The sequence below is a fragment of the Defluviimonas aquaemixtae genome (genome assembly GCF_900302475.1).
GTDB lineage: Bacteria > Pseudomonadota > Alphaproteobacteria > Rhodobacterales > Rhodobacteraceae > Albidovulum > Albidovulum aquaemixtae.
The window spans coordinates 2,090,735-2,110,375 of the sequence record NZ_OMOQ01000001.1 but is presented as its reverse complement, the minus strand read 5'-3'; the positions used below and the strand labels follow the sequence as shown (position 1 = coordinate 2,110,375).

Sequence of the window (19,641 nt, the reverse complement as noted above, 5' to 3'; positions counted from 1 at the left end):
GGCTGGGATGCGGCGCATTTACGAAGATCACGGCTATGGCGAAGGCCCGGTCGCGGGCTGCTACTGGGACACGACGGTCGCGCGGCCGGCGCGGACTCCGCCCATCTCGGGCGAAGCCACGGCAGAGGTCGCGGTTATCGGGGCCGGGTATACGGGGCTTTCGGCGGCGCTGCACCTTGCCCGCACGGGCGTCGATGTCGCGGTCATGGAGGCGGAGGGCGTGGGCTGGGGCGCCTCGGGCCGGAACGGCGGTTTCGTGTGCCTCGGCGGCGCGAAGGCGAGCGATGCGGCACTAACCCGCCGCTTCGGCACGGAGGCGATGGCCGGGTGGCATGCGGCGCAAAAGGCGTCAGTGGCGCTCGTCGCGGATCTGCTCGAGCAGCACGGCATCGCGGCCGACATCCATTCCGAGCAGGGCGAGACAATGGTCGCCCACCGGCCGAGGGATTTCGCGGAGTTCAGGGACGAAGCCGCCGCGCTGGCGCACGCATATGGCGTGAGGGTCGACGTTATCGGTCCTTCGGAGCTTTCGGGCGAGGGGCTTGCCGGACCAGGGTTCCACGGTGCGCTGCGTCTGCCGATCGGTTTCGCCTTCAATCCTCTGAAGTATGTCCTCGGCCTCGCCGCGGCGGCGCGCGACGCCGGCGCGCGGATCTTCGAGAGCAGCTCGGTCACCGCGATCCGTCGCGAGGGAGCCCGCTACGTGCTGGAAGGTGCCCAGGGGCAGCTCATCGCAGGAAAGCTTATCCTCGCGACGAACGGTTATTCGAGCGACGATCTGCCTGACTGGATGGCTGGGCGCTATCTGCCCGCGCAGTCGGCGGTTCTCGTGACCCGCGAACTGAGCGAAGGTGAGATCGCCGCGCAGGGCTGGACCAGTGATGGCATGGCCTATGACACGCGCAATCTATTGCATTATTTCCGCCTGATGCCGAATCGGTGCTTCTTGTTCGGGATGCGCGGGGGGACACGCGCCGGGCCATCTGCGCAAAGGGATATGCAGCGCCGGATCCGGACCGATTTCGAGGCGATGTTTCCGGCGTGGGCCGAGGTCGAGACGCCGCATTTCTGGTCGGGTTTCGTCTGCCTCGCGCGGGGGCTCAGGCCCTATGTCGGCCCGCTGGGCGACTGGCCCGACGCTTGGGCGGGTTTCGCCTGGCATGGCAACGGTGTAGCGCTCGGAACCTATGCAGGCCGGCTCCTCGCAGGGCTTGCAACGGGGCAAGCCGGGGTGCCCGCGCTCATGGCGGCCCCGCCCGAGCGGTTTCCGTTCGGTCGCTTCCGCCGCCTCCTACTTCCCGCCGCCTATGCGTGGTATGGACTGTCCGACCGCGGCTGACGGCTCTTGAAGCCAGCGCCGATTTCGACCACGATCGCAAGCCGCCGCGCGCTGCATCGATTTCTGCCGTTGGGAGCCCGCCATGCCCGTCAAGAACCGCTTCGCTGAACTTCTCCCCGAGATCACCGGCTGGAGGCGCGACTTCCACGAACATCCTGAGATTCTGTTCGACACTCACCGCACCGCTGGTCGAGTGGCCGAGCTATTGAAGGAGTTCGGCTGTGACGAGGTCGTCGAAGGTATCGGGCGCACCGGCGTCGTCGGCGTGATCAGGGGACGCGCGGACACCAAGGGCCGCGTGCTCGGGCTGCGCGCCGACATGGACGCGCTGCCAATCATCGAGGCGACAGGGCTCGACTATGCCTCGAAGACGAAGGGCGCGATGCATGCCTGTGGCCATGACGGGCATACCGCGATGCTGCTCGGTGCCGCCAGGTACCTGGCCGAAACCCGGAATTTCGATGGCACCGCCGTCGTGATCTTCCAGCCCGCCGAGGAAGGCGGCGGCGGCGGGCGCGAGATGTGCCAGGACGGGATGATGGAGCGCTTCGGCATCCAAGAGGTCTACGGCATGCACAACTGGCCGGGCCAGCCAGTGGGCAGCTTCGCGATCCGCCCCGGCGCGTTCTTCGCCGCGACCGACCAGTTCGAGATCGAGGTCGAGGGCAGGGGCGGCCATGCCGCCAAGCCGCACGAGACGATCGACACGACCGTCGTCGCGAGCCAGATCGTTATCGCTTTCCAGACCATCGTCAGCCGCAATATCGATCCGGTGCAGCAGCTCGTCGTCTCGGTCACGAGTTTCGAGACGGAGTCGAAGGCGTTCAACGTCATTCCCCAGAAAGTGACTCTGCGCGGCACGGTGCGGACGCTCGACAAGGAGGTGCGGAAACTGGCCGAGACGCGGCTCATCAAAATCGCCGAAGCGACGGCCGACGCCTATGGTGCGACGGCAAGGGTAAGCTACATGCGCGGCTACCCAGTCATGGTGAATTCCGAGGAGCAGACGCAGTTCGCGGCGAAGGTCGCCTCGAACGTTTCGGGAAGCTGCGGCGACGCGCCCTTGATCATGGGCGGCGAAGATTTCGCCTTCATGCTTGAAGAGCGACCGGGCGCCTATGTCTTGGTCGGCAACGGAGACACCGCTGCGGTCCATCACCCCGAATACAATTTCAACGATGACGCGATCCCGGCGGGCTGTTCATGGTGGGCGGGTATCGTCGAGGAGCGGATGCCGACGGCGTGAGTGAGGCCGCCACAAAGCCGTTCCTCGTCCTGCAACTCCGCCCCGAGGCGGAGGCGGCGGATGACGAATTCGGTGCCATCCTGCGGAAAGGCGGGCTTGCGCCCGAAGAAGTGGTGCGCATTCGGCTTGACAAAAATTCGATTCCGGCGGGCCTGCGCCTCGACGACTATTCCGGCGTGATCGTAGGTGGCGGTCCCGGATGCGTGAGCGACGCGCCCGATGAGAAGTCGCCTGTGGAGATACGGATCGAGGAGGCGGTGCTCGGTCTCATGCCCGAAATCACCGAGCGGGATTTTCCCTTCCTCGGCTGCTGCTATGGGATCGGCGTGCTCGGTCACCACCTCGGCGGCGACGTGAGCAAGGAACGCTACAGCGAGCCGGTTGGCACCTCGCCGTGCACGCTCACGCAAGAGGGCGGAAGCGACCCCCTGTTGGAAGGTGTGCCGGACGCCTTCCTCGCCTTTGTCGGCCACAAGGAGGCGCTACAGTCCCTGCCTGAGGGGGCGGCGCACCTCGTCGCCTCCGGCCCGTGCCCGTACCAGATGATCCGCCACGGCCGCAACGTCTATGCGACCCAGTTCCATCCCGAGGCCGACAGCGACGGGTTCGAGCTGCGGATCCGAATCTACCGCAATAAGGGCTACTTCCCGCCCGAGGACGCGGAGCGCCTGATCGCGCTTTGCCGCGCGAGCGACGTGCACATGCCCGAACGCATCCTCAAGAACTTCGTCGTCCGCTATCGGTGCGCGGCTGAGGCCTGACGCGAGCGCGCTCGATTGGAAGGATGGTTCAGGCGGAAACCTCGCGCAGATTGGGCGTCGTAGCGAGGCTAGGTCCAACTGATTGAGCACTTTGCCGATTTGAAGCGCCGTGCGGCTCATCCGTCTTGCCTGGACGACCAGCCCTAGCCGCGCCTGACCCTACGCAGAGCGCATTGCGGCGTCGGGCGTATGAAAGGCGAAAAGGACCAGGTCCTTTAAGGCACGTCGGCTGGGCGGATCAGGGCGCCCTTCCCAGGATCAGGCGCGGCGTCATGTTGCTTCGTGCAATCGTCCGCTCCATCCGCGAAGCCGATCGAATGGGAAGCTTGAAGAGCAAAAGGGCCGGCGTCATGCCGGCCCTTCCGCTGATCGCTGCCCTGTCAGATCACTCGCGATTGCCGAGGAACTGCAGCAGGAACATGAACATGTTGATGAAGTCGAGATAGAGGTTCAGCGCTCCCATGATCGCCGCCTTCCCGAGCCATTCGGTATCGCCATGCTGGGCGTGGGCGAGATAGGTGTTCTTGATGTTCTGCGTGTCATAGGCGGTGAGTCCCGCGAAGATCAGGACACCAAGCGCCGAGATCGCGAACATGACCGCGGGCGAGCCGAGGAAGATGTTGACGATCGAGGCGACGATAAGCCCGATGACGCCCATGATCAGGAACGACCCCCAGCCCGAGATATCGCGCTTCGTGGTGTAGCCCCAGATTGACAGGCCCGCGAAGGCCACTGCGGTCACGAGGAAGGTCTGGACGATCGAGTATCCGGTGAAGACCAGGAAGATAGAACTGATCGACACGCCCATCGTCACGGCAAAGGTGTAGAACACGAGCTGCGCCGTGGCGGCCGACATGCGGCCGATCATCGCGCTGAAGCCGAAGACGAAGGCCAGGGGCGCGAACATGACGACCCATTTCAACGGCGACAGGTAGATCGCCGCGCCGAAGCTCGTTAGGTACTTGTCCGTGCCAATCTGCGCCGCGGCGGTCGTCGGGTCCGTCGTGACCGCGAGGCCCGAGATCGCCCATGCCGCAAGAGCGGTCAGCAGCATGCCTACGGACATGAGGCCGTAGACCTTGTTCATGTGGGCCCGCAGCCCTTCGTCGATCGCTACCGTGCGGGCGCCGACTTGGGCAGTGCGGACCGTATCAAATTCAGCCATCTAAGCCTCCAGATGCGTTTCCCTAGGCGCGGGGGCTTCCCCCCGCACCTTCACGGGAAATATCGGTAAGGATGGCCGCGAATTCAAGCTTTTCCGACGAAACGATCCGTCAATCAGCGGCGCCAGTGATCAGGCACGTCCCAGACGGGACGTTCGCTCTCTTCCTGGGCTTCTTGTGCTGAAAGACCGATGTCCTTCAGGAGGTGGGCGTTGAGGTCGAGAAGCGCGCGTCTCTGGCGCCGAATCTCGACCATATCGCGGAAGCGGGCCACAAGGCCGGTCCGACGGGGGCGGGGCAGGGAATGCGAAACCGTGTATGCCATCTGTGATCCTTTCATATCTTGATGGTTTGTAGCGTCATCATCAGGATGCTTGATTTATATGGCAGGTCATGGTCTATTATGGAAATGAATGATTGTACGGATAAACATCAAGGATCGTGAACAATGCCTAGAAATCTCGATCTGACCGCTCTGCGGGCGCTCGTCGCCGTGACCGATGCGGGCGGTGTGACGCGCGCTGCGGGCCTTTTGAACCTTACTCAGTCTGCCGTGTCGATGCAGATCAAACGGCTCGAGGAAAGCTTGGACAAAGAGCTTTTCGCGCGCGCGCAAAAGCGGCTGACGCCAACCGTGGAGGGGGAACTGCTTCTCCACTACGCGCGGCGTATGCTGCAACTTAATGACGAGGCACTTACCCGGCTGACCGATTCCGGCTGCGGCGGCGATATCCGGCTCGGCGTGCCGCACGATATCGTCTATCCGGCCATTCCGCAGGTCTTGCAGCGCATCGCCGCCGTCTATCCGTGCATGCGGGTCAACCTCGTGGCGTGTTTCACTCCGCTTCTGAAGGAAGAGTTCGCGAAGGGCGAATATGACCTGATCCTGACCACGGAAGAGGCGCCGAGCGACGGTGGCGAGATCCTCGCGGAGCGCCCGCTTGTCTGGGTGGGCGCAAACGGAGGAACGGCCTGGCGCAAGCAGCCGCTGCGGCTCGGCTTTGAGGATTCTTGCCGCTTCCGTCCGGTTGCGATCGCCGCACTCGATCGGGCGGAAATTCCTTGGGAGATGGGGTTCTCGGGCCGATCGCTCGATTCGATCCAGTCGATGATATTGGCCGATCTGGCGATTTCGGCGCGGATGCGCGGCCTGCTTCCGGAAGGGATGGATGAGATCGGTTCAAATGGCGTGCTGCCCGATCTCGGGACGATGCGCATCTGCCTCTACGATGCGGGCATCGAGAAGGGTGAGGCGATCGACCGGCTCAAGGAAGAGATCGTCTCGGCCTATTCCGTGCCATCTGCCAAGACAACGACCTTGCCGGTCGATTTCCGCGCGCGGAGGAGTTCAAGCGCCTCGCCGGCGCGTGCGAGCGGCTGACGGTAGGAGATATGGGGTCGAAGCCCGCCTTCAACGTACCAGCCAAGTAGCGTGGCAAGACTTTCCGCAACGACGTCCGGCCGGAAGGCGAGATAGCCGCCCCAGTAAAGTCCAAGAACGTTTACGTTCTTGACCAGAAGGTGGTTTGCGGGGATCTGCTGCACCCGTCCGCCGGCAAACCCGATGACGAGGATCCGCGCCTCGGGATTGGTGGCGCGAAAGGCCGCGTCGAACAGGTCCCCGCCCACGGGATCGTAGACGACGTCCGCACCCCCAAGCGCCTTGACCTCGGCCTTGAGGTCGGCAGCGTCGCTGTCGATCAGGTGATCAGCCCCCGCGGCGCGTGCGGCGTTCAGCTTCGCCGTTCCGCGGGCGCAGGCAATGACGCGCGCACCCATGCGCTTTCCGATCTCGACGGCGGTCAGTCCGACCCCGCCGCCCGCGCCGAGGACCAGCAGCGTCTCCTCCGGTCGCAGCCGCGCCCGGCGGTCGAGCGCGACATGGCTCGTTCCGTAAGCGATGGGGAAGGCGGCGGCATCCTCGAAGGACATGGCGTCCGGCAGGACGACGCAGCGTCTTGCCGGAAAGCAGCCAAATTCCGCCAACCCGCCGCCACTTGCAAAGACGGCGACACGCGTGCCGGGGGCGGGCCCCTCGACTCCGGGGCCGAGCGCATCAACCACGCCCGCAGGCTCCATTCCCAGCGTCACCGGAGGATCGGGCCGTTCCTGATACCGCCCCTCGGCCATCAGCAGATCAGCGAAGTTGAGCCCGCAGGCCGCGATGCGTACGCGAAGCTCTCCGGGTCCCGGTTCAGGCACGGCCACGTCCCTCAGATGCGGTGCTCCGCCGTACTCCGTGATACCGAACGCTTTCATCGCCCCTCCGACTCGGTTGCACGGTAGTCCTCGCCTTATAGAGAATCCAGACGGCGAACCGATTCTACCGTTCGTCGCGAAATGGGAGCGAACGACGCGCAATCTTCGCAATATGAGTTGCAAAATGCAAATTTATCTAAAGGCGAGCGAAAGGACATGTCTTTTCGTATAGGATGACTAGTTGCCCCATTCTGGATTACCTTGAGGCGAAGCGGGGACCCGCCACAACAACCGCTCGGTAAATGGTGAAAATAGAACGTAGGCGAATGATCTGATTGGGACGACGTTTGCTTGGTAGAGAGTGGCAATAGTCTTGGAGAATATTATGAAGCACCCTGTTGACGTACATGTAGGCAAACGAGTTCGGCATCGGCGCTGGATGGTGGGGATGACCCAGCAGCAGCTTGCCGACAAGGTCGGGATCAAGTTTCAACAGATCCAAAAGTACGAAACCGGCATGAACCGGATTTCGGCCTCGCGGCTGTGGGACATCTCGGACGCGTTGGGCGTGCCGATCAGCTTCTTCTTCGAAGGCCTCGACGCGCGCAGCCATGTCGTGGAAGAGATCGATGGCGACATCCTCGCCGACAAGGAAGCGCTGATGCTCGTGCGGTCGTACTACGCGATCCCCGAGGCGCAGCGTCGCCGGCTCTTCGACCTCGCCAAGGTGCTGTCGGACGCGGCCTGACGGGCGCCATTGACGCAACAGATGGCCGGGGCTACCGCTGGGCCGACCAGCGAGGCCCCGATGACATCAGTAACCGAGATCGAACGCGCTGCGATCGTCGCGACTGCCCATGCACTTGCCGATGCCGCCCGCGAGGCGACGCTCGGACATTTCCGATCCGACGGCCTTCTTGCCGACAGCAAGGAAGATGGGCGCTTCGATCCGGTGACGGAGGCCGACCGCGCGGCCGAGGCGCGGATGCGCGAAATCCTCGCCGAACGCCGGCCTGACGACGGCATCCTCGGCGAGGAATTCGGTGCGGTCTCGGGCCGATCAGGTTTGACATGGGTCATCGATCCGATCGACGGCACGCGCGGCTATCTCTCCGGAACGCCGACCTGGGGCGTGTTGATCGCGGTCTCGAACGCGGACGGGCCGGTCTATGGTCTGATTGACCAGCCCTATATCGGCGAACGCTTCGAGGGAGGCCTTGGGCGCTCCGAACTTTCCGGCCCGCAGGGGCGGCGGGCCCTGCGCACACGCCCCGCCCGGCCGCTCGGCGAGGCGACGCTGTTCACGACCTTTCCCGAAGTAGGCTCCGAATCCGAGGGCCGAGCCTTCCGGCGTGTCGCTGACCGGGTACGGCTCACGCGGTACGGCATGGACTGCTACGCCTATGCGCTGATCGCCGCCGGGCAGGTCGATCTGGTGATCGAGGCCGGTCTCAAGCCATACGACATCCAAGCTCCGATCGCAGTGATAGAGGCGGCGGGAGGCCGCGTCACCGACTGGCACGGAAAGCCCGTTCATCAGGGCGGACGGGTGCTGGCCGCCGCCAACCCCGAAGTGCACGAAGCGGCGATGGCGCTTCTGAACGGCTGAGCTTTCTCACTCTTGGGCTGGATGAACACACCTTCAGGCATTCGCGTATGGTGAGACGGCGCAGGGATCGGTAGTCTGAGCACGCCGGGTGAGTCCTTCCCCCTTCTGTCGCGCGGCCGGTCCCGATCCTCCGAAGGGGTGGCAGGAGGAAGGCATGACCGAAACTCTCATCCGCAATGCGCTTCGAATCGTCACCATGGACGAGGAACGGAACGAACTGCCGGACGCAGACGTCCTGATACGGGACGGCGTCGTCGCGTTGGTCGGGCAGGGGCTGTCGGCTCCCGGCGCCGAGGTCGTGGATGCAAACGGCTGCGTCGTGACGCCAGGGCTCGTAAACACGCACCATCATCTCTACCAGACGCTCACGCGGTCGGTGCCGGGCGGGCAGGACGCGCTTCTGTTCGGCTGGCTCCGGACGCTCTACCCGATCTGGGCGCGCTTCGGGCCGGAGGAGATGCGTGTCTCGGCGCTCGCGGGGCTCGCCGAACTGGCGCTGTCGGGCTGCACGCTCACTTCCGATCACCTCTACCTCTTCCCGAACGGCGCGCGGCTCGACGACACGATCGACGCCGCGCGAGAGATCGGGCTGAGGTTCCACCCGACGCGCGGTGCGATGTCGATCGGCGAAAGCGCGGGCGGCCTGCCGCCCGACAGCCTCGTCGAGCCGGAGGTGACGATCCTGACCGACATGGAACGCGTTGTCGACGCCTTCCATGACCCGGCCGACGGCGCAATGTTGCGGGTCGGCCTCGCGCCGTGTTCGCCCTTCTCGGTCAGCCGGGAACTGATGCGCGACGCGGCACTCCTCGCCCGCGACAAGGGCGTGATGCTGCACACGCATCTCGCCGAGAACGACGAGGACGTCGCCTATTCCGAAGCCCAGTTCGGCTGCCGGCCGGGGCAATATGCCGAGGAACTCGGCTGGACCGGCGACGATGTCTGGCACGCGCATTGCGTCAAGCTCGACCGGTCGGAGATAGAGCTCTTCGCACGCAGCCGAACAGGCGTCGCGCATTGCCCATGCTCGAATTGCCGGCTGGGGTCGGGAATCGCGCCAGTTCGCGCGATGCGCGACGCAGGCGTGAAGGTCGGGCTCGGCGTCGACGGCTCGGCGTCGAATGACGCCGGTAACCTCGTGGCCGAGGCGCGCCAGGCCATGCTTCTGCAACGAGTGGCGAACGGCGCCGACGCGATGGGCGCACGCGAGGCGCTCGAGATCGCGACGCTCGGCGGTGCGCGGGTTCTCGGGCGCGGGGACTGCGGAGTGCTCGCGCCGGACAAGCGCGCGGATATCGCCATCTGGGACGCCTCGGGCATCGAGGCGGCCGGCGCCTGGGACCCGGTCGCCGCGCTCGTGCTCTGTGGTCCGACGCGGGTGCGCGATCTGTTCGTCGAGGGGCGTCGGATCGTTGCGGGCGGACATGTCGCGACGCTCGACCTGCCACGCGTTATCGAGGATCAGAATCGGCTCGCCCGGCGGCTAGCTGATTAGGGGCGGTTTGGCTTCTCTGCGCCTCGCGGCCCACTCTCCCCCGAAGGTATTTCGGGCGAGGTGAATGAGCGGGCGCTCATTCTTTCATCTTGCTCGCAATACCTCCGCCGGAGGCACGGGAGCCCGCGTCTCGCGGGCGACCCCAGTAGAGGCGTGACGCCGCAGGCGTCGCCTCTGGATCAGATGGGGCGGCCGCCGATCCAGACCGCTGCGACGGCGCGGTCGTCGCCCATCATGATGGTGGGGAAGAGCGCCTCCCAGATGTCGGTCGCGCGGGCGCTGCGTTGAGCGATGGCGGGGGTGGACGCCAGGTCTATGACAGCGATATCCGCCTCCAGTCCGGGCGCGAGATTGCCGATCCGGTCGCCAGCCCTGAGCGCCCGGGCCGAGCCCGCGGTCGCCAGCCACCAGAGCTCGGCGGGATGGAGCGCCCGGCCGCGCAGCTGCGCGACCTCATAGGCCGCCGCCATCGTGCGCAGCATCGAGAAGCTCGACCCGCCGCCCGTGTCGGTCGCGAGCCCGATTCGGTGGCCGGACGCCGCGAGTCCGCCCGTGTCGAAGAGCCCCGACCCAATGAAGGTGTTTGATGTCGGACAGTGGATGAGGCTCGCATCAACCTCCCTCAGCCGGTCGATTTCGCGCGATTCCAGATAAATCGCATGGCCGAAGGCCGCGCCGGGGCCGAGAAGGCCGTGCGCCTCGTAGGTGTCGAGATAGTCGCGCGCGTCAGGGAAGAGCGTCTTCACCCACGCAATCTCGTCGGTCTGCTCGGACAGGTGGGTCTGCATCAGACACTCGGGATGTTCGCGCCAAAGCGCCCCCATCGCCTCCAGTTGATCGGGCGTCGAAGTGGGTGAAAAGCGCGGCGTCACGACATAGGAAAGGCGGTCCCGCCCGTGCCACTTCTCCAGGAGCGCTCTGCTGTCGTCGTAGGCGGATTGCGGCGTGTCCGTCAGGGCGCCGGGTGCGTTCCGGTCCATGCAGGTCTTGCCTGCGAATGCGCGCACTCCCCGGCGCTGCGCTTCGCCGAAGAACGCGTCGACGCTTTCGGGATGGATCGTGCAGTAGCTACACACCGTGGTCGTGCCGTACGACTGCGTCAGGTCGAAATAGCGCGCCGCGATCGCGGCCGCATAGGCGGGATCAGAGAATTTCATCTCTTCGGGGAAGGTGTAGGCGTTCAGCCAATCGATGAGCCGCTTGCCCCAGCTCGCGATCATCGCGGTCTGAGGATAATGGGCATGGGCGTCGATGAAGCCCGCCGAGATCAGCGCGGCGCCGTAGTCGGTCACCTGAGCCGCCGGGTACGCCGCTCGCAGCGCGTCGGCTTCGCCCACTTCGGCGATCCGGCCGCCCTCGATCAGCACGCCGCCGCGGCTGCTGTGCTGCGCCACCGCAAGCCCCTCGGTCAGGGGATCTCCCGTGAAGCGCAACGTCTGTCCGATCAGCAGATCCGCCATCTTCCCTCGCAGTCTTATCCCTGTAACCCGTCCAGTCTAAGCAGATCGAACGAGCTGCGATATCGGTGGGTCGCCTCTGTTTCTTTGAAACACCTTCCGATAATGTCGCGGTAATCGGACGGGGGCGGCATGGCGGAAACCGAGGACGAGGTCGTCGAGCGCGACGAGGACGAATACAGCCTCGACCCGCGTGTCGTGGACTCGATCCTCGATGCGGTGGAAACCGGCGACGCGGCGGCAATCGACGCGTTGATGGAGCCGCTGCACGCGGCCGACATCGCCGACCTTCTCGAACAGATCGGATCGGCCGAACGGGCCGATCTCGTTCGCCTGTGGTCCAAGGGCATCGACGGCGAGATCCTGTCCGAACTCGACGAATCGATCCGCGAAGAGGTGATCGAGGCGCTTCCGCACGACGTGCTGACCGAGGCGGTGCGTGAGCTCGATTCCGACGACGTCGTCGATCTGATCGAGGACCTGGAGGAGCCGCAGCAGGAACGGATCCTCGGGGCGCTGCCCGAAGGCGAGCGCGCCGCCGTCGAGCAGTCGCTGACCTATCCAGAATACTCCGCCGGCCGCCTCATGCAGCGCGAGGTCGTGACCGCGCCGGAACATTGGACGGTTGGCGAGGCGATCGACTTTCTCCGGAACGCCAAGGAATTGCCCGATCAGTTCTACCACATGATCCTGGTCGATCCGCGCTGGCATCCGACAGGTTACGTAACGCTCGGCAAGCTTTTGTCGTCGAAGAGGGCGGTCAAGCTAACCGACATTGCCGAGGAAAGTTTTCGCACGATTGACGTCCTCGAAGAGGAGGGAGACGTCGCTTATGCGTTCAACCAGTACCACCTGATCTCGGCCCCGGTCGTCGATGCGGACGAGCGTCTCGTCGGGGTCATCACCATCGACGACGCGATGGCTGTCCTCGACGAGGAGCACGAGGAGGACATCCTGCGCCTTGCCGGTGTCGGCGACGGCTCGCTATCGGACAGCGTCGCGGAGACGACGAAGCAACGGCTTCCCTGGCTGGGCGTGAACCTTGTCACCGCGATCCTCGCCTCTGTCGTCATCGCTCAGTTTGAGCGTGTAATCGCGCAGATCGTGGCCCTGGCGGTCCTCATGCCCATCGTCGCTTCGATGGGTGGCAATGCGGGCACGCAGGCGCTGACGGTCGCAGTGCGCGCCATCGCAACGCGCGACCTTACCGGTTCGAACATGTGGCGGGTCGTCCGGCGCGAGGCGACGGTCGGGCTTTTCAACGGCGTTATCTTTGCCGTGGTGATGGGCGTCGTCGGCTGGTTCTGGTTCGGCTCCACCATGATCGGCGTCGTGCTTGCTGCCGCAATGGTGGTCAATCTGGTCGTTGCCGGGCTCGCCGGGATACTCATACCCGTGGCACTGGAAAAGGCGGGCGTTGATCCCGCGTTGGCCTCGGGCGCTTTCGTGACAACGGTGACCGACGTTGTGGGTTTCTTCGCCTTCCTTGGGTTGGCCGCGATGGTGCTCCTGTGACTCTTGCGGACATCAAGGCGGCGGCGCGGGCGGATGCCTTTTCGCGGAGAAAAGTGGCGTTCGCGAACCGGAAGGACAGCGATGCGGCGCGGCTATTGACCGCGCTGACCGGTCATGCGGGCAAGGTGCTTGCAGGCTACATGCCGATGAGGACCGAAATCGACTGTCTGCCCGCCATGGCCGCCCACAAGGGGGCGGTCGGCGTGCCGGTGATTCTCGGCTCCGGGCGGCCGCTGAAGTTCCGCGGCTGGAGCCCGGAGGCGGTGATGGTTCCAGGCACGTTCGGCGCGCGGGTTCCCGAAAGCGGCGACTGGTTGGTGCCCGAGGTGCTGATCGTGCCGCTCCTCTCCTTCGACCGGCGCGGCTTCAGGCTCGGCTATGGCGGCGGCTTCTACGACCGGACGCTCGAGGGCCTGCGGGCGCGCGGTCCGGTGACGGCGATCGGGTTCGCCTTTGCCGCGCAGGAGGTGGACGAGGTGCCCATCGAGGCGACTGACCAGCCACTCGACCTCATCGTCACCGAAGCGGAAACGATTGCGCCCGGTGCCTAAGGCGGCCGGGCGGTCTTGCGGCCGGTCCGGCCGAGTACGAGGACGCGTCAGATCTTGCGGCGGCGAGCGACCAATCCGAGACCCAGCGCGGCCACGCCTAGCATCAACGCCGACGCGGGAAGCGGAACCGCGGCGAGCGTCACGTCATTGAGGTCGAAATGTCCGCACGGCGCATCGCAAAAGGTGACATTGCGCGGATAGAGCAGGCTGATCGTCAGGGCGTCGATACCCGTGAACGCGGTGCCGAGCAGGATGTTCTGAACGGCTCCGGCGACCGATGACAGGGTGTAGTTCGCGCCTGCCACGAGGCTGCCGCCAACGTAGCCGGTGACGAGAATGTTGTCGGTGACCGGGCCGGGGGCGCTGAGCATGGAATAGCCGAGCGATGTCAGCGTGAAGCCGACGGCGTCGAAGATGCCACCGGTCGTGAAAGTGATGTCGGCGGTGAACCCCGTGCCGGAATCGTCCACATGGGCGGACCCTGGAGAGGTAAACCAGCCGAGCGTGCCACTGCCCGCCGTCGCGGTGATGCCATTCTCGGTGTACGATGTGAGGGCGGCGCCTTCGTCGGGCAGACTGCTGAAAGTGATGGTGGTCGACCACGCAGGGATAGCCAGGGACATCGCCGCTACAAAGACTCCTGCCGCGACGTTTCTCGCTGCGCAACCAAACATGGAATTCTCCCTGACTGTATAACTAGAGAGAACGGTAGGGCCCGCGGTCGCAAAGCGTCAAACATCTTTCAACTCATGCGTGCGTCGTGGGCGGGATTCTGCCGGATTCGCGTTGAGAACAGCGATCCCGCCGGGAGAGATGATGCGCGAACGACACAGCTAGGGCGATTGAAGTCGGTCGCGGTCAGTCAGAACGGCCGAGCGCGCGCGCCACCACACAGCGCGGCGACGGCGCTTGCGCTTGCGCTTGGGGCCAAATAGGCAGGGCGGATGAAAATGCTTTTTCTCGGCGATGTTGTGGGCCGCTCGGGGCGTGCGGCAGTCGTGTCGCGGCTGCCGGGTCTTCGCGAAGACTGGGCGCTCGATTTCGTCGTGGTCAATGCCGAGAACGCGACCTCGGGCGCGGGGCTGTCCCCAGATCACGCAAAGGCGCTGCTCGCTGCGGGGGCAGACTGTTTGACCCTCGGGGATCACGCTTTCGATCAAAAGGACATGCTGTCCTTCATCGAGACCGAGCCGCGTATTCTGAGACCGTTGAACTTCGCGCGAACCGCCCCGGGCAAAGGCGCGCGCGTCTATTCGGCTGCGGGTGGGCGCAAGGTGCTCGTTGCTCAAGCCTTGGGTCAGGTCTTCATGAAGCGGCCTTTCGACGATCCGTTTTCCGCGATTGACGCGGCGTTGAGGGCCCATCCCCTCGGCGGCGCCGTCCAGGCGGCGCTTGTCGATATTCATTGCGAGGCGACGAGCGAGAAAATGGGTATGGGCCATTGGTGCGACGGTCGGGCGAGCGTCGTCGTCGGCACGCATACGCATGTGCCGACGGCCGATGCGCAAATCCTGCCCGGCGGCACGGCCTATCAGTCCGACGCGGGCATGTGCGGCGACTACAATTCGATCATCGGAATGGACAAGCTTGAGCCGATGCGGCGCTTCGTAACCGGGATGGGCAAGGAGCGACTGACTCCCGCAAAGGGAGAGGCCACTCTTTCCGGCCTGTACGCCGAGACTGACGACCGGACCGGACTTGCCACCAAAGTGCGCATGATCCGGGTCGGTGGACGGCTCGACGAAGCGCGGCCCTGAGGTGGACGTTTCGCAGATCGCCGTTGCCCTGTCCGATGCCATGGCTAATATCACGGGCGCGTGACATGCAGGGCACCTGAATGATCCAACTTCCCCTCTCGTCCAATGGCGAGGCCGTGTTGACCCTTGCCATTGTGGTCGGGATGTTCGTGATGTTCGTGCGCGAACGCTATCCGGTGGAGGTCGTGGCGATCGCGGGCGCGGCGCTCTGCCTCGTCTTTGGCCTTCTGCCCTACGACGTCGGGATGGCGGCGCTGACCAATCCAGCGCCCTGGACGATCACCGCGATGTTTCTGATCATGGGCGCGCTCGTGCGGACCGGCGTGCTCGAATGGCTCACCAACACGGCCGAGGCCAATGCCGATCATCGCCCGACGGTGACGCTGGTCATTCTATTCGGCGTGGTTGCGCTCGCCTCGGCTTTCCTGAACAACACGCCCGTCGTCGTCGTGATGATCCCAGTGATGGTTTCGATCGCACGGCGGCTGAATGTCGCGGCCTCGAAGCTTTTGATTCCGCTCAGCTACGCCGCGATCCTCGGCGGCACGGTGACGTTGATCGGCACCTCGACGAACCTGCTCGTCGACGGCGTCGCGCGCAGCCAGGGGCTGGAGCCATTCTCGATATTCGAGATCACGCCGCTGGGCGTCATCCAGGTGGTCATCGGCATGATCTACATCGCCACAATCGGGCGGCACCTCCTGCCCGAGCGGCAGTCGATGGCGGGCATGCTGAGCGACCGCCGCAAGCTGAAGTTCTTCACAGAAGTCGCTCTGCCCGAGGACTCCAATCTCATTGGCCAGAGCGTGCTCGAGGTTGACTTATTCAAGCGCTCGGGCGTTCGCGTGATCGACGTATTGCGCGGCGACGCGTCGCTGCGCCGCGATCTCGCGCCCGTTGTCCTTCAGGCCGGGGACCGGGTGGTGCTGAGGACCGAGATGGCAGAGCTTCTGGGCCTTCAGGAAAGCAAGGACATTCGCCTGGTCGACAAGCTGTCGTCGGTCCAGACCGAGACGGTCGAAGTGCTGATCTCACCGGGCTGCCGGATGATCGGCCGCAGTCTTGGCGAGTTGCGCCTGCGCCGCCGCTACGGCGTCTACACACTCGCCGTGCACCGTCGGAACCAGAATATCGGACGCCAGCTTGACGACCTCGTGGTCGTCGTGGGTGACACGCTGCTTCTTGAAGGTGCGCCCGAGGACATTCAGCGCCTCGCTGCGGACATGGACCTCGTCGATGTCTCAAAGCCCACCGTAAAGGCATATAGGCGCGCCAAGGCTCCGATTGCCTTCGCAGTTCTCGCGGGAATCGTGATGCTATCCGGGCTGGGTGTCGCGCCAATCCTGCCCCTGTCGATCATTGGCGTCGCGATCGTACTTCTGGCACGCTGTATCGATGCCGACGAAGCGTTCTCATTCATCGAGGGACGGCTTCTCGCGCTCATCTTCTCGATGCTTGCCGTCGGCGCAGCCCTTGATCAGTCAGGCGCGGCTCAGCTGATTGTAGGCTGGGTAAGCCCCATGCTTGAGAACCTGCCGCCGCAGCTTGTCATTCTCGCGGTCTATCTTCTCGCCATGCTGCTGACTGAAATTGTGTCGAACAACGCGGTTGCGGTGATCTTCGCGCCGGTCGCCATCGAGCTTGCCCATTCTCTGGGATTCGATCCCCGCCCGCTTGTAGTAGCAGTGATGTTCGCGGCCTCCGCAGCGTTTTCGACCCCCATCGGTTACCAGACGAATATGCTCGTCTACGGGCCCGGCGGCTACCGGTTTACTGATTATCTCAAGGTGGGCATTCCGCTCAACCTGACGCTCGCCGTAACTGCGAGCTTCGTGATCCCGCTCATCTGGCCTCTCTGATCCGGCAGCAAGCCCGTGCATTGCGCGGCAGGAGGATCAGAGTGGCCAAATCAGGAGGATCATCGGCAGCCCGACGGCGATGACGAGCATCTCGAGCGGCAGACCCATGCGCCAGTAGTCGCCGAATTGGTAGCCGCCGGGCCCGAGGATCAGCATGTTGTTCTTGTGCCCGATCGGGGTGAGGAAGGCACAGGACGCCGCCACCGCGACCGCCATCAGGAACGGATCGGGCGAGACCTCCATGCTGCGGGCCATCGCAATGCCGACGGGCCCGGCGACGATAGCGGTCGCGGTGTTGTTGAGAACATCCGACAGCGACATCGTCACGATCATGAGGAGAAGGATGGCGACCCAGGCCGGTGCGCCTGCGGTCAGCCCGGTCAGCCCGCCGGCGATCAGTTCCGTGCCGCCGGAGCTTTCCAGCGCAGCGCCGAGCGGGATCATCGAGCCAAGAAGCACGATCACCGGCCATTCGATATGCTCATAAATCTCGGAGAGCGGCAGCACGCCGGTCGCAACGTAACCCACGACGACCGCACCAAGTGCGACCGGCAGGTCGATAAGCCCGAGGCTCGCGGCAAGCACCGCGACCGCGAAGATCCCGACCGCGGCCCAGGTGTGATCTTGCCTCGTCACAGTCAGCCCGCGTTCGGCGAGCGGCAGGCCACCGAGCCAATCGACGACTTCGTCGGCCGTTTCGGCTGGTGCGAGAAGCAGGAGGATGTCGCCCGCCCTGATCCGCGCCTTTCTGAGCGGCCCCTTGATCTTCTGGCCGCGCCGCGAAATGCCCATGAGTGCCGTGCGGTGGCGCCAGATAAGCCCGACCGACTCGATTGTCTTCCCGCGGATGCGCGAATCTGTCGTCACCACCGCCTCGACCATCGTGAAGCCGGCTTTTTCGGCAGCAAGGTAATGCTTGCGTCGGTGGTCGGCGAAATCGAGCTTGAGCCCGGCGCGCAGTTCATCGAGCGGCTCGGCCTCGGCCTCGACGAGGATAACGTCGCCAGTCCCGATTTTGGTGTGGCGCGCTAGGTTGTAGTATCGCTTTTCGTCGCGCACGAGGGCCATGATCATGACCCCGGCCTTGTCGCCTTCCTCGTAGAGATTGCCCATCGTCTTGCCGACCAGCTTGGAGTCTTCCGATACGACCAGTTCGGCCACGTAGGCGGCCGTCTCGCGGTCCGCCGCCGCGTCCTCGCGCACCGGGATCAGCCGCCAGCCGATTGTCGCGACGAAGGCGAGCCCGGCAAGTGCCACGACCCCGCCGACTGGGGCGAAGTCGAACATCCCGAAGCTTTCGCCAAGCGAATCCTGCCGGATCGTCGCGATGATGATGTTGGGCGGCGTTCCGATCAGCGTCACCATGCCGCCGAGGATCGTCGCGAAGGAGAGCGGCATGAGCGACAGGCCCGGACTGCGGCCCGCCTTGCGCGCGCTGGCCACCTCGACCGGCATCAGAAGCGCGAGCGCCGCGACATTGTTCATGAAGGCCGAGAGCACGCCGCCGACCGAGCCCATGATGGTGATATGCGTGCCGAGCGCCCGGCCGGCATCGACGAAGGTGCGCGTGATGAGCATGACGACGCCTGCGCGCGTAAGCCCCGCCGAGACGACGAGAACGAGTGCCACGACGAGCGTTGCGGGATGACCGAAGCCCTCGAAAGCACCCTTGGCGGGCACGAGGCCGGAGACGACCGCGACGATCAGCGCGGTGAATGCCACAAGGTCGTAGCGCCAGCGGCCCCAGATAAGCGCTCCGAACACGAGCGCGAAGAGCGAGAAAAGCAGCAACTGGTCCTGGGTCATGGCGTCTCCTGTCGCGGCCAGTGAACCGTTTCGCTCCGGCCGATGCAAGCTGGCGCGAGGCTTGAAGCCAGTGCCGGGCCTGACATATAGAGGCGCGAAATCTGCACGCATTGACGGAGACATCCATGGCGGGCCATTCGAAATGGGCCAATATCCAGCATCGCAAGGGCCGGCAGGACGCGGCCCGGTCGAAGCTGTTTTCCAAGCTCGCGAAGGAGATCACGGTAGCCGCCAAGATGGGCGATCCGGATCCCGAGAAGAACCCGCGGCTACGCCTTGCGGTGAAAGCCGCGAAATCGGCGTCGGTCCCGAAAGACGTGATCGAGCGCGCAATCAAGAAGTCGCAAGCCGGCGATGCCGAGGACTACACCGAGATCCGTTACGAGGGTTATGGGCCGAACGGCATTGCAATCATCGTTGAGGCAATGACCGACAATCTCAACCGCACCGCCTCGAACGTGCGCTCCACATTCGCCAAGCACGGCGGAAATCTCGGCACCACGGGCTCCGTCAGCTTCATGTTCGACCGGGTCGGTGAAATCATGTACCCCGCGAGCGCGGGCGATGCCGACACGGTGATGATGGCCGCGATCGAGGCGGGAGCGGAGGACGTTGAATCCGACGAGGACGGGCACTGGATCTATTGCGCCGACTCTGACCTGTCTGCTGTGGCCGACGCGCTTGAAGTGGCGCTGGGCGAATCCGAGGAGGCGAAGCTCGCATGGCGCCCGCAGAGCCGCACCGATGTCGATCTCGAGACGGCGCAGAAACTCATGCGGCTCATCGAGACGCTCGAAGATGATGACGATGTCCAGAACGTGACGGCGAATTTCGACATTCCCGAGGAAGTCGCAGTACAGCTCTGAGGCGTGAAGGCGGCGAAG

The 19,641-nt window shown here is 64.6% G+C and carries 18 protein-coding genes; 12 read left to right on the top strand and 6 right to left on the bottom strand.

Translation table 11 applies throughout. The features are described 5' to 3' along the window. Positions 1-7: 7 nt before the first annotated feature. From DEA8626_RS10345 to DEA8626_RS10335, 3 genes are all read left to right on the top strand, one after another. Positions 8-1,339, top strand: a complete 1,332-nt coding sequence (locus DEA8626_RS10345) for an NAD(P)/FAD-dependent oxidoreductase (RefSeq protein ID WP_108852875.1) — start codon at positions 8-10, stop codon at positions 1,337-1,339. Between the two features lie 82 nt (positions 1,340-1,421). Next, positions 1,422-2,585, top strand: a complete 1,164-nt coding sequence (locus DEA8626_RS10340; protein ID WP_108852874.1) for a M20 aminoacylase family protein — start codon at positions 1,422-1,424, stop codon at positions 2,583-2,585. Beyond that, positions 2,582-3,346 carry a glutamine amidotransferase gene (locus DEA8626_RS10335; RefSeq protein ID WP_245890823.1) on the top strand — a complete coding sequence of 255 codons (765 nt, stop codon included), beginning with the start codon at positions 2,582-2,584 and terminating at the stop codon, positions 3,344-3,346. Before DEA8626_RS10340 ends, DEA8626_RS10335 begins: the two co-directional genes overlap by 4 nt. 385 nt (positions 3,347-3,731) lie before the next feature. On the opposite strand, the gene DEA8626_RS10330 is transcribed toward DEA8626_RS10335, so the two are convergent. Both DEA8626_RS10330 and DEA8626_RS10325 read right to left on the bottom strand, forming a co-directional pair. Then, a complete protein-coding gene (locus tag DEA8626_RS10330) occupies positions 3,732-4,511 on the bottom strand; it encodes a Bax inhibitor-1/YccA family protein (RefSeq protein WP_108852872.1) in 780 nt (259 codons plus the stop codon). A gap of 113 nt (positions 4,512-4,624) precedes the next feature. Next, positions 4,625-4,834, bottom strand: coding sequence for a DUF1127 domain-containing protein (locus DEA8626_RS10325; RefSeq protein WP_245890822.1), 210 nt, complete (start codon positions 4,832-4,834; stop codon positions 4,625-4,627). Between the two features lie 123 nt (positions 4,835-4,957). Here DEA8626_RS10325 and DEA8626_RS10320 point away from each other — a divergent pair, with 123 nt between their 5' ends. Beyond that, positions 4,958-5,890: a LysR family transcriptional regulator gene (locus DEA8626_RS10320; RefSeq protein ID WP_108852870.1), complete on the top strand. Its 933-nt coding sequence runs from the start codon at positions 4,958-4,960 to the stop codon at positions 5,888-5,890. On the opposite strand, the gene DEA8626_RS10315 is transcribed toward DEA8626_RS10320, so the two are convergent. After that, entirely contained in the window at positions 5,797-6,768 is a 972-nt protein-coding gene (locus DEA8626_RS10315) for an NADPH:quinone oxidoreductase family protein (protein WP_108852869.1), read from the bottom strand. The two genes, DEA8626_RS10320 and DEA8626_RS10315, sit on opposite strands and share 94 nt — an antisense overlap. A 325-nt stretch (positions 6,769-7,093) precedes the next feature. Between DEA8626_RS10315 and DEA8626_RS10310 the strand changes: the two genes are divergently transcribed. The 3 genes from DEA8626_RS10310 to DEA8626_RS10300 all read left to right on the top strand — a co-directional run bounded on the left by DEA8626_RS10310 (position 7,094) and on the right by DEA8626_RS10300 (position 9,812). Continuing rightward, on the top strand, positions 7,094-7,456 hold the full coding sequence (locus DEA8626_RS10310; RefSeq protein WP_108852868.1) for a helix-turn-helix domain-containing protein: 363 nt from the start codon (positions 7,094-7,096) through the stop codon (positions 7,454-7,456). A gap of 60 nt (positions 7,457-7,516) precedes the next feature. Continuing rightward, positions 7,517-8,317 carry a histidinol-phosphatase gene (hisN, locus tag DEA8626_RS10305; RefSeq protein ID WP_108852867.1) on the top strand — a complete coding sequence of 267 codons (801 nt, stop codon included), beginning with the start codon at positions 7,517-7,519 and terminating at the stop codon, positions 8,315-8,317. Between the two features lie 154 nt (positions 8,318-8,471). Then, positions 8,472-9,812 carry an 8-oxoguanine deaminase gene (locus tag DEA8626_RS10300; RefSeq protein ID WP_108852866.1) on the top strand — a complete coding sequence of 447 codons (1,341 nt, stop codon included), beginning with the start codon at positions 8,472-8,474 and terminating at the stop codon, positions 9,810-9,812. A gap of 179 nt (positions 9,813-9,991) precedes the next feature. On the opposite strand, the gene guaD is transcribed toward DEA8626_RS10300, so the two are convergent. Next, positions 9,992-11,272, bottom strand: coding sequence for a guanine deaminase (gene guaD / locus DEA8626_RS10295; protein WP_108852865.1), 1,281 nt, complete (start codon positions 11,270-11,272; stop codon positions 9,992-9,994). 129 nt (positions 11,273-11,401) lie between these two features. On the opposite strand from guaD, the gene mgtE reads away from it, so the two are divergent. Continuing rightward, positions 11,402-12,784: a magnesium transporter gene (gene mgtE, locus DEA8626_RS10290; protein WP_108852864.1), complete on the top strand. Its 1,383-nt coding sequence runs from the start codon at positions 11,402-11,404 to the stop codon at positions 12,782-12,784. Beyond that, entirely contained in the window at positions 12,781-13,335 is a 555-nt protein-coding gene (locus DEA8626_RS10285) for a 5-formyltetrahydrofolate cyclo-ligase (RefSeq protein WP_108852863.1), read from the top strand. Before mgtE ends, DEA8626_RS10285 begins: the two co-directional genes overlap by 4 nt. 47 nt (positions 13,336-13,382) lie before the next feature. Here the strand turns inward: DEA8626_RS10285 and DEA8626_RS10280 are convergent, their stop codons facing one another. Beyond that, positions 13,383-13,958, bottom strand: coding sequence for a VPLPA-CTERM sorting domain-containing protein (locus DEA8626_RS10280; RefSeq protein ID WP_181366406.1), 576 nt, complete (start codon positions 13,956-13,958; stop codon positions 13,383-13,385). Between the two features lie 321 nt (positions 13,959-14,279). Between DEA8626_RS10280 and DEA8626_RS10275 the strand changes: the two genes are divergently transcribed. Beyond that, complete coding sequence (locus tag DEA8626_RS10275) at positions 14,280-15,092, top strand: TIGR00282 family metallophosphoesterase (protein WP_108852861.1); 813 nt, start codon at positions 14,280-14,282, stop codon at positions 15,090-15,092. An 80-nt stretch (positions 15,093-15,172) separates the two neighbouring features. Continuing rightward, positions 15,173-16,951 (top strand): SLC13 family permease, encoded by a 1,779-nt coding sequence (locus DEA8626_RS10270; RefSeq protein WP_108852860.1) that lies wholly within the window; start codon positions 15,173-15,175, stop codon positions 16,949-16,951. A gap of 36 nt (positions 16,952-16,987) precedes the next feature. Here the strand turns inward: DEA8626_RS10270 and DEA8626_RS10265 are convergent, their stop codons facing one another. Then, on the bottom strand, positions 16,988-18,757 hold the full coding sequence (locus DEA8626_RS10265; RefSeq protein ID WP_108852859.1) for an SLC13 family permease: 1,770 nt from the start codon (positions 18,755-18,757) through the stop codon (positions 16,988-16,990). 125 nt (positions 18,758-18,882) lie between these two features. Here DEA8626_RS10265 and DEA8626_RS10260 point away from each other — a divergent pair, with 125 nt between their 5' ends. Next, on the top strand, positions 18,883-19,623 hold the full coding sequence (locus DEA8626_RS10260) for a YebC/PmpR family DNA-binding transcriptional regulator (RefSeq protein ID WP_108852858.1): 741 nt from the start codon (positions 18,883-18,885) through the stop codon (positions 19,621-19,623). Positions 19,624-19,641 lie beyond the last annotated feature (18 nt).